Source organism: Pseudomonas sp. FW305-28, assembly GCF_017351395.1.
Lineage (GTDB): Bacteria > Pseudomonadota > Gammaproteobacteria > Pseudomonadales > Pseudomonadaceae > Aquipseudomonas > Aquipseudomonas fluorescens_AA.
Genome location: NZ_JACNDD010000071.1, coordinates 21,190 through 33,136, shown reverse-complemented (window position 1 = coordinate 33,136; position 11,947 = coordinate 21,190). Strand labels below are relative to the sequence as shown.

The 11,947-nt window shown below is 61.9% G+C and carries 12 protein-coding genes; 1 reads left to right on the top strand and 11 read right to left on the bottom strand.

The genetic code is table 11. The features are described 5' to 3' along the window. Positions 1–30: 30 nt before the first annotated feature. The 11 genes from pcaC to pcaR all read right to left on the bottom strand — a co-directional run bounded on the left by pcaC (position 31) and on the right by pcaR (position 11,105). Positions 31–423, bottom strand: coding sequence for a 4-carboxymuconolactone decarboxylase (pcaC, locus tag J4E53_RS17535; protein WP_060738818.1), 393 nt, complete (start codon positions 421–423; stop codon positions 31–33). Positions 424–433: 10 nt separating this feature from the next. After that, complete coding sequence (pcaD, locus tag J4E53_RS17530) at positions 434–1,249, bottom strand: 3-oxoadipate enol-lactonase (RefSeq protein ID WP_060738819.1); 816 nt, start codon at positions 1,247–1,249, stop codon at positions 434–436. Between the two features lie 12 nt (positions 1,250–1,261). Continuing rightward, on the bottom strand, positions 1,262–2,626 hold the full coding sequence (locus tag J4E53_RS17525) for a 3-carboxy-cis,cis-muconate cycloisomerase (protein WP_060738820.1): 1,365 nt from the start codon (positions 2,624–2,626) through the stop codon (positions 1,262–1,264). A 45-nt stretch (positions 2,627–2,671) separates the two neighbouring features. Further along, entirely contained in the window at positions 2,672–3,970 is a 1,299-nt protein-coding gene (locus J4E53_RS17520; RefSeq protein WP_060738821.1) for an MFS family transporter, read from the bottom strand. A 361-nt stretch (positions 3,971–4,331) separates the two neighbouring features. Continuing rightward, positions 4,332–4,898, bottom strand: a complete 567-nt coding sequence (gene pcaG, locus J4E53_RS17515) for a protocatechuate 3,4-dioxygenase subunit alpha (RefSeq protein WP_060738822.1) — start codon at positions 4,896–4,898, stop codon at positions 4,332–4,334. 1 nt (position 4,899) lies between these two features. Further along, positions 4,900–5,604 carry a protocatechuate 3,4-dioxygenase subunit beta gene (gene pcaH, locus J4E53_RS17510; protein ID WP_060738823.1) on the bottom strand — a complete coding sequence of 235 codons (705 nt, stop codon included), beginning with the start codon at positions 5,602–5,604 and terminating at the stop codon, positions 4,900–4,902. 37 nt (positions 5,605–5,641) lie between these two features. Then, positions 5,642–6,847: a 3-oxoadipyl-CoA thiolase gene (pcaF, locus tag J4E53_RS17505; protein ID WP_176814202.1), complete on the bottom strand. Its 1,206-nt coding sequence runs from the start codon at positions 6,845–6,847 to the stop codon at positions 5,642–5,644. Then, the gene (locus J4E53_RS17500) at positions 6,844–7,623 is read right to left on the bottom strand and encodes a CoA-transferase subunit beta (protein ID WP_053182625.1); all 780 of its coding nucleotides are present in this window, start codon (positions 7,621–7,623) and stop codon (positions 6,844–6,846) included. Before J4E53_RS17500 ends, pcaF begins: the two co-directional genes overlap by 4 nt. Next, the gene (locus J4E53_RS17495) at positions 7,620–8,480 is read right to left on the bottom strand and encodes a CoA transferase subunit A (RefSeq protein WP_060738825.1); all 861 of its coding nucleotides are present in this window, start codon (positions 8,478–8,480) and stop codon (positions 7,620–7,622) included. Before J4E53_RS17495 ends, J4E53_RS17500 begins: the two co-directional genes overlap by 4 nt. Positions 8,481–8,774: 294 nt before the next feature. Then, a complete protein-coding gene (locus J4E53_RS17490) occupies positions 8,775–10,121 on the bottom strand; it encodes an MFS transporter (protein ID WP_103310832.1) in 1,347 nt (448 codons plus the stop codon). A gap of 141 nt (positions 10,122–10,262) precedes the next feature. Further along, a complete protein-coding gene (gene pcaR / locus J4E53_RS17485) occupies positions 10,263–11,105 on the bottom strand; it encodes a pca regulon transcriptional regulator PcaR (protein WP_003184507.1) in 843 nt (280 codons plus the stop codon). Positions 11,106–11,680: 575 nt separating this feature from the next. Between pcaR and J4E53_RS17480 the strand changes: the two genes are divergently transcribed. Then, positions 11,681–11,881 (top strand): hypothetical protein, encoded by a 201-nt coding sequence (locus tag J4E53_RS17480; RefSeq protein WP_003184509.1) that lies wholly within the window; start codon positions 11,681–11,683, stop codon positions 11,879–11,881. Positions 11,882–11,947 lie beyond the last annotated feature (66 nt).

Sequence of the window (11,947 nt, the reverse complement as noted above, 5' to 3'; positions counted from 1 at the left end):
AAGCTCGCTCCCACAGGGAATGAAGCCCACTTAAGCCCGCGACTCGACGCCCAGTTCATCCCACACCGACTCAGCCAGGTGGAAGGTGGCGTTGGCTGCCGGGATGCCGCAGTAGATGGCGCTCTGCATGATCACTTCCTTGATCTCGCTGCGGCTCACGCCGTTGTTGGCGGCGGCGCGCAGGTGCAGCTTGAGTTCTTCGGCGCGGTTCATGCCGATCAGCATAGCGATGGTGATCAGGCTGCGGGTATGGCGCGGCAGGCCTGGGCGGGTCCAGATGTCGCCCCAGGCATGGCGGGTGATCATCTCCTGGAATTCGCTGTTGAACTCGGTCAGGGCATCGAGGCTGCGGTCGACGTGGGCATCGCCCAGTACCGCGCGGCGTACTTGCATGCCTTCATCGTAACGTTGTTTCTCGTCCACAAAGAACTCCTCAGACGCGGCTGGAATCAAGCAGGAAATCCAGCACCCGGGTGCTGAACGCAGCGCCGGCCTGGACGTTGGACAGGTGCGCGGCGTAGAACTCGGCGTACTCGGCCCCACTGACCCGCTCCAGGATGAAGTGCCCACCCGACGGTGGTGTCACCGCGTCTTCGGTGCCGGCGATCACCAGCAGCGGCACACGGATCAACGACAATTGCTCACGAAAATCGGCATCACGCACGGCCGCGCAGTTGGCCGCGTAGCCCTGGGGCGATGTGGCAGCGAGCATGTCGGTGATTTTCTTCACCTTCGCAGGATGAGCCTCGGAAAAATCCGCGGTAAACCAGCGGGCGATCGAAGCATCACGCAACGCCACCATCGCATCCTTGCCGTCGCGCAGCACGGTTTCGATGCGCGGGTTCCACACCGACGGGTCGCCGATCTTGGCAGCGGTGTTGCACACCACCAGTTTGTGCAGGCGCTCGCCGGCATTGATCCCCAGCCACTGGCCAATCAGCCCGCCCATGGACAAGCCACAGAAATGCACCTTATCGATGTTCAACTGATCGAGCATCGCCAGCACGTCGCGTCCGAGCTGCTCGATGCTGTAGGGGCCTTCGGTGACCAGCGATTGACCATGGCCGCGAGTGTCGAAACGCAGCACACGAAAGTGTTCGCTGAAGGCCGCGACCTGCTCATCCCACATGTGCAAATCAGTGCCCAGTGAGTTGGAGAGCACCAGCACCGGGGCGTCTTGCGTCCCGTCCAGTCGCCGCTCATCAAAACAATAGTTCAGATCGCCCTCGGCGAGTTTGACGAATCCCACAACAATCTCCTTTCAGGCGTTCAAGGCAAGGTGTTCGGCCACGGCTCGGACGACCCAGGTCTGGGCTTGTCCGAGGTAGTGCGCCGGGTCGAGCAGATGATCAATCTCGGTTGCCGATAGCTGCGCGGTGACCTGGGGTTCGTCTCCCAGCACCTCGCGTAGATGCCGCTGTTCGGCCACGGCGCGCTTGCAACATTGCTCCAGCAAATGATGGGCGGTATCGCGCCCGACACGCTGGGCCAGGACAATGCTGACGGCTTCGGCCAGCACCAACCCTTGGGTCAATTCCAGATTGCGGGCCATGCGCGCCGCATCCACTTCCAGCCCTTCGGCCAGCAGTCGCGCCTGTTGCAAGGCACCGGAGACCAGGCAGCAGATTTCCGGCAAGGTTTCCCATTCGGCGTGCCACAGGCCCAGGCTGCGCTCGTGTTCCTGGGGCATGGCGCTGAACAGCGTCGACAACAAACCAGGTACTCGCGTCGCCGCACCGATCAACACCGCCGCGCCCACCGGGTTGCGCTTGTGGGGCATGGTGGACGAACCGCCCTTGCCCGGCGCCGAAGGCTCGAACGCTTCACCGGCCTCGGTCTGCATCAACAGGCTGATATCACGGCCCAGTTTGCCCAGGCTGCCGGCGATCAACCCCAGCACCGCGCCAAACTCCACCAAACGATCGCGCTGGGTGTGCCACGGCTGCTCGGGCAGGGTCAGTTGCAGTTCGGCGGCCAAGGCTTCGGCGACGGGCAAGGCGTGTTCACCCAAGGCGGCGAGGGTTCCGGAAGCACCGCCAAATTGCAGCACCAGCAAGCGTGGCTTGAGTTCTTTCAAGCGTTGGCGACTGCGGGTGATCGCCCCCAGCCAACCGGCGATTTTCATCCCCAGGGTCACCGGCGTGGCGTGCTGCAGCCAGGTGCGTCCGGCCAGCGGTGTGGTGGCGTAGCGTTCGGCTTGTCGGGCCAGGATGGCGGCCAGTTGCGCCAACTCGCCCTCGATCAGGCCCAACGCCTGGCGCAGTTGCAGCACCAGCCCGCTGTCCATCACGTCCTGGCTGGTGGCGCCCAAGTGCACGTAGCGCTCGGCTTCGGCATCCTCGGCGGCGATGCGCTTGCCCAACGCCTTGACCAACGGAATTGCCGAATTACCAGCGCTGGCGATTGCTTCGCTCAACGTCGAAAAATCATAAAACTCGGCGCGACAGGCCTTTTCGATCGACGCCACGGCACTTTGCGGAATCAAGCCCACCCGCGCCTCGGCCCGGGCCAAAGCGGCTTCGACATCCAGCATGGCCTGGACCCGCCCCGCATCGCAGAACACCTCGCGCATGTCGCGGGCGGTGAAGTAGGCATCGAACAGCTGATTGCCCGGTCGTTCGCTCATAAACAGTCCTTGGGTGCGCCGGCCTCACGGCCGGGCGCGGTTGGGTCAAAGGTCGTGGTGCAAATACGCCGGTTGCTTGGGCAGGCGCAGGCTGAACAGGAATGCCACGACCATCATCACCGTGACATACCAATAAAAAGCGTTTTCCATGCCTTGGGCTTTCAGGCTCAAGGCGACGTATTCGGCCGATCCGCCAAAAATCGCATTGGCCACCGCATAGGCCAACCCTACTCCCAGCGCTCGCACTTCAGGTGGAAACATCTCGGCTTTCACCAGGCCACTGATGGAGGTGTAGAAACTGACGATTGCCAGCGCCAGCGTGATCAGGATAAACGCCAGGAACGGGCTGCTGATGCTTTTGAGGGTCAGCAGGATCGGCACCGTGCACAACGCCCCCAGGCCACCGAACCAAAGCATGGAATTACGCCGGCCGATCTTGTCCGCCAGCATGCCGAACAGTGGCTGCATACACATATAGAGAAACAGCGCGCCGGTCATGATGTAGCTGGCGGTCTTGGCGTGCAGGCCGGCGGTGTTCACCAGGTATTTCTGCATGTACGTGGTGAAGGTATAGAAAATCAACGAACCGCCGGCGGTGTAGCCCAGCACGGTGACGAACGCGGCCTTGTGGTCGCGAAACAGCGCCGCGATGCTGCCAGCATCCTTGTTCTCACGCATTTCCTTGCTGCTGGTTTCCTTCAGGGACCGCCGCAGGAATAGCGAAATCAATGCGGCCACGGCGCCGACCACGAACGGGATCCGCCAGCCGTAGGCACGCAGTTCGTCTTCGTTGAGAAACTGTTGCAGGATCACCACCAGCGACACCGCCAGCAGTTGCCCACCGATCAACGTCACGTACTGGAACGAGGCGAAGAAACCGCGCTGGCCCTTGAGGGCGACTTCGCTCATGTAGGTGGCGGTGGTGCCGTATTCGCCGCCCACCGACAGGCCCTGCAGCAAACGCGCGAACAACAGCAGCACCGGCGCCCAGACGCCGATGTCCTTGTAGGTGGGCAGGCAGGCAATGAGCAACGAGCCGAAACACATCATCAGCACCGAGATCATCATCGAATTCTTGCGCCCGTGACGATCCGCCACCCGGCCGAAAATCCAGCCACCGATGGGTCGCATCAGGAACCCGGCGGCGAACACACCGGCCGTGTTGACCAGTTGCACCGTCGGGTTGTCGGACGGAAAGAACGCCGGCGCGAAATAAATCGCGCAGAACGCGTAGACGTAGAAGTCGAACCATTCGACCAGGTTGCCGGATGAAGCACCGACGATGGCGAAGATGCGCTTGCTGCGTTCTTCGCCGGTGTAGTGGCTGATGATTGGGGTGGCCATGGATTATTCACTCGTTGGGGAATGGACAAAGTCTAGACACACTTCGTAACAATCCCGTTCCACAAACAGTCTTTCAAACGGTAGCGCCTATAGCGCCGCCATCGCGAGCAAGCTCGCTCCCACAGGGTTCATGCCATTGCTGTGGTCCTGTGGGTTCATACACTTCTGGGCTGGGTTCATATCCCCTGTGGCGAGGGAGCTTGCTCCCGCTGGCTTGCCCCGTAGGAGCTGTCGAGCGAAGCGAGGCTGCGATCTTTCCACAAGCGCTTGAGTCCCAAATGAAAGATCAAAAGATCGCAGGCTTCGCCAGCTCCTACAAAACCAGCGGGAGCAAGCTCCCTCGCCACAGGAAAATCATGACTCAGTAATCGAAGAACACCGTCTCGGCATCTGTGCCCTGAAGGATCACGTTCCACTGGTACACGCCCGACGCATCAGGCTTGGCCACGATTGTGCCGCGACGTTCTTCGGGGACGCAGGCCAGCAGCGGGTCGGTTTCGTTGGCCTGTTCGCCGTCGAAATAGATGCGCGTGAGCAAATGCTTGACCAGCCCGCGAGCGAACACCAGCACCACCAGGTGCGGTGCCTGAGTCGTGCCTGCCAGCCCCGGTACGGTGCCCGGCTTGATGGTGGTGAAGCGAAAACGCCCTTCGGCATCTACCGGCACTCGGCCAAAGCCTTCGAAATGCGGGTCCAGGGGTTTGTCCTGGTCGTCTTCCGGGTGGGCGTATTTGCCGGCGGCGTTCGCCTGCCAGACTTCCAGCATCGCGTCGTTGACGAACTGACCATTGCCGTCGACCACCTGCCCGGTGATCGCCACGCGTTGGCCGAGGGTTTCGGCGACAGTCAGGTCTTCGCGGTTCAGCCAGGTCAGGCCGATGTGGTAGTACGGGCCAACGGTGTGGGACGTGGTGGCGGTGAGCGTCATCTTATTTCTCCATCGGCGTGGCATCGCGGCCGCGCAAGACGATGTCCCAGCGATAACCGAGGGCGTAGTTAGGGATGGTTTTTTCCAGGTCGAAACTGGAAATCAGGCGTTCCTTGGCACTCGTGTCCGGCACGCAGTTGTAGATCGGGTCGTACTCCAGCAACGGATCGCCAGGAAAGTACATCTGCGTCACCAGGCGCGTCAGGATGCTCGGCCCGAACAGGGAGAAATGGATATGCGCCGGGCGCCAGGCATTGTGATGGTTGCCCCAAGGGTAGGCGCCAGGCTTGATGGTCTGGAACTGATACCAACCATCAGCATCGGTGACAGTGCGACCGGTGCCGGTGAAATTCGGGTCCAGCGGCGCGTCGTGGTTGTCACGGTCATGGTTGTAGCGACCGGCGGCGTTGGCCTGCCAGATTTCCACCAGGATGCCCGGCACCGGCTGACCGTGCTCATCCAGCACGCGCCCGTGAATGATGATCCGTTCACCCAGTGGCTCGCCGGCATGCTGGGCGGTCAGGTCGTAGTCCTTTTCCTGCACGCGGTCGGCGCCGACAGTCGGACCGGTGATTTCCGACAACGAATGCGGCAGGAACACCAATGGCTTGGACGGCGAGCGCAGGTTGGTGGACTGGTACGGCGGGTGCAGATACTCCGGCTGGGTGCCCGCTTGGGGGCGACGATAACCAGGCTTGTCAGTCATGAAGCATTCCTCGGTTTCTTATTAGTAGAGCGACGCGTCAGACGCGTTCGATGGCCAATGCCAGACCCTGGCCGACGCCGACACACATGGTCGCCAGGCCTTTCTTGCCGCCGGTCTTTTCCAGATGGTGCAACGCCGTCATCACCAAACGCGCCCCACTCATACCCAGCGGATGGCCGAGGGCAATGGCGCCGCCGTTCGGGTTGACCTGCGGCGCATCGTCCGCCAGCCCCAAATCACGCAGCACCGCCAGGCCCTGGCTGGCAAACGCTTCATTGAGTTCGATCACATCGAAATCGGCGACCGCCAGGCCCAGGCGCTCAGTGAGCTTACGTACCGCCGGTACCGGGCCGATGCCCATCACCCGTGGAGCGACGCCGGCACTGGCCATGCCCAGCACTTTGCCGCGAGGCGTCAGGCCATGTTTTTTCACCGCCTCGGCCGAGGCCAGGATCAGCGCCGCTGCGCCGTCGTTCACGCCGGATGCGTTGCCGGCGGTGACGGTCTTGTCCGGCCCGTTGACCGGCTTGAGTTTGCTCAAGGTCTCCAACGTGGTGTCGGCGCGAGGATGCTCGTCCTGCTCGACCACGGTTTCGCCTTTCTTATGGGCGATGCGCACCGGCACGATTTCTTCGGCGAAAAAACCCGCCGCCTGGGCCGCCGCCGTGCGCTGTTGGCTGCGCAAGGCGAAAGCGTCCTGGTCGGCGCGGGACACGGCGTAATCGTCGGCCACGTTGTCCGCCGTCTGTGGCATCGCGTCCACACCGTACTGGGCTTTCATCAACGGGTTGATGAAGCGCCAGCCGATAGTGGTGTCTTCCAGCTTCATGTTGCGGGAGAACGCGGTGTCAGCCTTGCCCATCACGAACGGCGCACGGGACATCGACTCCACACCGCCCGCGATCGCCAGTTCCATTTCGCCGCTGGCGATGGCGCGGAACGCGGTGCCGATGGCGTCCATGCCCGAGGCGCAAAGACGATTGAGGGTCACACCGGGAATGCTCTGCGGCAGGCCCGCCAACAGCAGCGCCATGCGCGCCACGTTGCGGTTGTCTTCGCCAGCCTGGTTGGCGCAGCCGAGGAACACCTCGTCCACCGCGTTCCAGTCCACCGATGGGTTGCGTTCCATCAGCGCCTTGATCGGCACAGCCGCCAGGTCATCGGCGCGGACCGCGGACAAACCGCCGCCAAACCGACCGATGGGGGTTCGAATCGCATCACAGATATAAACGTCGCGCATCAGGCTTCTCCCGGTGCCTGGCCGTGGGCCGCCGCGGTGCGAGCTTCAAGGTCGCGCAGTGCACGCAGCTCCACCTCGGTCGGCTCGGCGGTGGTTTGCACCTGGTCGGCGAAACGGATCGCCCACCCGGTGGCCGCAATGACTTGCTCGCGGGTCACGCCGGGGTGCAGCGCGGTGACCACGAATTCGTGGCTGCCGGCTTCCGGTTCCATGATGCACAAGTCGGTGATGATGCCCACGGGCCCTGCGCCCGGCAGACCGAGACGCTTGCGCGAATCGCCACCTTCACCATGGCCGACCGAGGTGATGAAATCCAGCTTGTCGACAAACGAACGCGCCGACTGCTTGAGGATGATCAACACGCTCTTGGCCGAGCCGGCGATTTCCGGTGCGCCACCGGCACCCGGCAGGCGGACTTTCGGCTGATGGTAGTCGCCCACCACCGTGGTGTTGATGTTGCCGAAACGGTCGACCTGGGCCGCGCCAAGGAAACCGACGTCGATACGCCCGCCCTGCAGCCAGTAGCGAAAAATCTCACCGGTCGGTACGACGGTATCGGCGGTTTCCGCCAGCTCACCGTCGCCGATGGACAGCGGCAGCACGCTGGGCTTGGCACCGATCGGGCCGGATTCGTAGATCAGCACGACGTCCGGCGACGAGGTCAACCGCGCCAGGTTCGCCGCTTTCGACGGCAGACCGATGCCAACGAAGCACACGGCATTGTTTTTCAAGCGACGCGCCGCGGCGACGGTCATCATTTCGTTGGTGGAGTAGGTCATGGTTTCACCTGCGAAGCAGCTGCCAGTCTGGCCTGGAATTCACTGAAATCCCGAGTGCCGTGGATGTATTCGTTGATCCATGCGGTAAATGTCTCACGGTCCCGAGCGATCGGATCCCACGCCTGATAAAAGCGATTGTCACGCTCGGTGTAGCCGTGGGCGTAGGACGGATGGGCGCCGCCCGGTACGTGGCACACCGCGCTCAACGCCCAGGTCGGCAGGACGCAGGCGTTCATCGGCGCATTCAGGTCGTCGACGATTTCTTCCACGGTGACGATGCAACGCTTGGCGGCCAGGGCGGCTTCTTTCTGCACACCGAGAATGCCCCACAGCAGCACGTTGCCCTTGCGGTCGGCTTTCTGGGCGTGGATCACCGTGATATCAGGGCGCACCGAAGGCACGGCGGCCAATACTTCACCGGTGAAGGGACAGGTTACGCTCTTGATCAGCGGGTTGACCTTCGGCAGGTCGGAGCCGGCGTAAGCCCGCAACACCGCGAATGGCAGGCCGGAGGCGCCGGCGACGTAGGCGTTGGCCAGGTCGGCGTGGCTGTGCTCCTCAATCTCCAGTGGGTGCGGCCATTGTTTCTCCACGGCATCGCGCAAGCGGTGCAGCGACCCGACGCCAGGGTTGCCGCCCCAGGAGAAAATCAATTTGCGAGCACAACCGGCGCCGATCAACTGGTCATAGATCAGGTCAGGTGTCATGCGCACCAGGGTGAGGTTTTTCTTGCCCTGGCGAATGATTTCATGACCCGCCGCCGTAGGAATCAGGTGAGTGAAGCCTTCGAGCGCGACGGTATCGCCGTCGTTGACGAATTGCTTCACCGCGTCGTGCAGCGAAAGGATTTCAGCCATGGGGCAGGCTCCCGTTTTCCAGTAGACCGACATGAAGAAAAAAGGCGCGAGGTTAAGCGCCGGAGTGACTGAAGATTAAGCTGCGGGAAAAGGCCAAACAATCCGATAATCGACTGAGTGTTCGTTTATCGAACGGATTGTTGTTTGGCTATCGATATATCCCAGTACACAGAGATCCCTGTGGGAGCGAGCTTGCTCGCGATGGCGGTGGATCAGACAGGCATCACCCGCTGACACATTGCTATAGCGAGCAAGCTCGCTCCCACCGGGTTACTTACAGGCTTAAGCCCTGGCTCAGGTCGCATCCGCATGACTGACCATGCCTTTGATCACCACCGCCGCGGTCGCCAGGGCCGCCGGAATGACCAGGGCCGTCAGGACCTGCTCGAAGTTCCACCCCAGGCCCAGCAGGGTCGCGCCCATCCAGGCCCCGAGGATCGCCCCGAAGCGACCGATACCCAGCATCCACGAGACACCGGTGGCCCGGCCCTGGGTCGGATAGAAACGCGCCGCCAGGGAAGGCATCGCCGATTGCGCGCCGTTGACACACATGCCGGCCACCAACACCAGTGTGGCGAGCAAGGTGATGTTGCCCAGGCTCTGCCCCACCGCGTAGGCAAACAACCCGGCCATCAGATAGAAAAGGCCGATGACCTTGTGCGGATTGAACCGGTCCATCGCCCAACCGACGAAGACGGCGCTCAACACACCACCGAATTGAAACAACGCGCCGATAAACGCGGCCTGTTCCATGCTCGCGCCGCTGTCGCGCATCAAGGTCGGCAGCCAACTGGTCAGCAGGTAGACGATCACCAGTCCCATGAAATAGGTCAGCCACAGCAGCAAGGTGCCGGCGCTGTAGGTGCCGGAGAAAATCACCGCCAGCACGTTGCGGGCTTTCACGGTTTTCTGTTCCGGCACGCTAAAGCTCGTCGCTTGGGCAACCGTGTGTGGCTCGATCGGTGCCAGGGTCTTGCGCACTTTGTCGGTACCGCGATTGCGCACCACCAGGTAACGCGCCGATTCCGGCAGCCAGAACAGCAACACCACTGCCAGGATCAACGGCAGGACCCCACCAATCAGCAACAGGCTGTGCCAACCAAACGCCGGTATCAGCTTGGCGGAGATAAACCCGCCGCCAGCCATGCCCAGGTTGAAACCGCAGAACATGCTGGTCACCAGCAGGGACTTCTTGCGTTCCGGGGTGTATTCCGAGAGCAAGGTGGTGGCGTTCGGCATCCCGGCGCCCAAGCCCAAGCCGGTCAGGAAACGCAATACCAGCAATTGATCGACGTTGGTGCTGTAGGCCGACGCCAGGCTGAACGCGCCAAACAGCAGGACCGCGCCCACCAGTACGACTTTTCGCCCGAAGCGGTCAGCCAGCGGCCCGGAGCCCAGCGCGCCGAACACCATGCCGATCAGCGCAGCGCTCATCACCGGGCCGAGACTGGCGCGATCGATACCCCAGTCCTGGGACAAGGCCGGGGCGATAAACCCCATGGCGGCAGTATCGAGGCCGTCGAGGAACACAATCAGGAAACAGAGGATCACCACCCGCCACTGATAGCGCGAAATGGGCTGGGCATTGATGAAGGACTGCACATCGAGGCAGTGGCCTACGGAGGTCTGAGGCTGGTTCATTTTATTTTTATTCCACGCAAGAAACGCAGGCGAACGAATCAGAGACCGGCGAAACACGCCGGATGACGCTGCGCGACATTAATGAGGCCAGGCAAATACCGTCAATTCATCGCCGCCGACTGTGTGCGTTTATCGAACAGCTTAAGTGAACAGTTGCGCGCTCAGGTCGCGACTGGCCCCCAGCAGGCCTGGCAGGAAGCGCTGTTCCAGCTCATTGCGACTGACCCGCCCGGCATGGGTACTGACGTTGAGCGCGGCCACCACTTGACCAGAAGCGTCGTACACCGGCACGGCAATCGAACGCAGGCCCTGTTCCAGTTCCTGGTCGACGATGCACCAGCCCTGCTGCCGCACCTGTTGCAGGCACTCGAGCAACGCTTCGGGTGTATGCAAAGTGCGGCTGGTCTTGGCTTGCAGGTCGGCGTGGTCGAGGTAGTCGCGCAGCGACGCATCATCCAGCGCCGCCAGGAGAATCCTGCCCATCGAGGTGCAATAGGCTGGCAGGCGCCCGCCCACCGACAGGTCAACCGAAATCAGGCGCTGGGTGGTGGCGGAGCGGGCGATGTAGAGAATGTCGTCGCCTTCGAGCGTGGCCATGTTGCAGGCTTCGTGCAGTTGCTCGCTCATGCGGTCCAGGTACGGCTGGGCAGAAACGGCCAGGGGCGTGGAGGACAGATAGGCGTGACCGAGTGTCAGCACTTTGGGCAGCAGCGAATAGGTGCGCCCGTCCGTGGTGGCGTAGCCAAGCTTGATCAAGGTATGCAGGCAACGTCTGACGGCGGCGCGGGGGATTTCCGTGCGGTGGCTGATCTGGGCGATGGTCAGGTGCCGCTTGCGCTCCTGGAAGGCCTGGACCACCGCCAACCCGCGGGCCAGGGACGTCATGAAATCGGGATCACCGGTCAGGGCCTGGATCCGCTTGGCCGGCGAGGCGACGATCGGTGGCGCTACGGAAGTGAAGGCATTGCGCAATTGGTCGTTCATGTCTGATCCTTCCCCGGGAGTGACGGCTATTCAAGCGGCTGCCCGACGGGCAAGCAAGGGCCGCCGGCCAAGATCGTTCGATTATCGAACCGTCGACCGATAATCGCAATCAGGCCTGGGTCCAATAGCGGCCTGCCGCGAACGCGATCGATAGTAAGTTTGCGGGAAACAGTGACACACGGTTTGACGTGACAACGTTAGCAATATTGAACTTGTCGGCGGGAATGGCATCTGGATAGCGGCATTAGCCGGTATCTTCTGCGAGCGGCAGTACAAGTTGCACATACAAACATGAGTTCACACAACAACAACGCCTTTTACTTTTTCCCGATAGTGTTATTCGGCTGGGCCGCTATAATGCAAAACAGCGACGGTACGGTCGATCGATCGTTCCCGTACGCAGGCATCGTGGTCACGACCCTGGTGCCCGAAGCACCTTCATGGTCGCTTCCCCTGCTTGGCAACAACGCGAAGCCTGATGCTACGTCAGCTGTCAGCTCTGGTGCCGTGGCCGTCTGCATGTCCACATGCAGTGCGTATCACCAGATTCAACTTCATTTAATTTAGGTAGAACTGTGACGAAAGACGAACTGCGCGCGGAACTTGAGCGCCAGGAACAACGTTACAAGGAAGTTTACGGCGGGGAGGTCACCACCTACGCCGCGCAACCTGAACCGGAACGCAAACCCTGGCGTAAGCGCGCCACCGTTCAGGACCAGGCCTTCACCCAGGAACTTCAGAAAATGGAAAAAGAACTCAAAGCCGAAGAGCAGTGACGCTCCGGGCCCGATGTTCTTGTGAAGAGGTCTCCGGTCGCCACGCTGGCCGGAAGCCATAGCGCA

Coding starts and splice junctions, on each gene's coding strand:
- J4E53_RS17525 (WP_060738820.1), bottom strand. CDS start 2,626: ATGAGCGAACGACCGGGCAATCAGCTGTTCGATGCCTACTTCACCGCC.
- J4E53_RS17520 (WP_060738821.1), bottom strand. CDS start 3,970: ATGGCCACCCCAATCATCAGCCACTACACCGGCGAAGAACGCAGCAAG.
- pcaG (WP_060738822.1), bottom strand. CDS start 4,898: ATGACGCTCACCGCCACCACGTCCCACACCGTTGGCCCGTACTACCAC.
- pcaH (WP_060738823.1), bottom strand. CDS start 5,604: ATGACTGACAAGCCTGGTTATCGTCGCCCCCAAGCGGGCACCCAGCCG.
- J4E53_RS17500 (WP_053182625.1), bottom strand. CDS start 7,623: ATGACCTACTCCACCAACGAAATGATGACCGTCGCCGCGGCGCGTCGC.
- J4E53_RS17495 (WP_060738825.1), bottom strand. CDS start 8,480: ATGGCTGAAATCCTTTCGCTGCACGACGCGGTGAAGCAATTCGTCAAC.
- J4E53_RS17490 (WP_103310832.1), bottom strand. CDS start 10,121: ATGAACCAGCCTCAGACCTCCGTAGGCCACTGCCTCGATGTGCAGTCC.
- pcaR (WP_003184507.1), bottom strand. CDS start 11,105: ATGAACGACCAATTGCGCAATGCCTTCACTTCCGTAGCGCCACCGATC.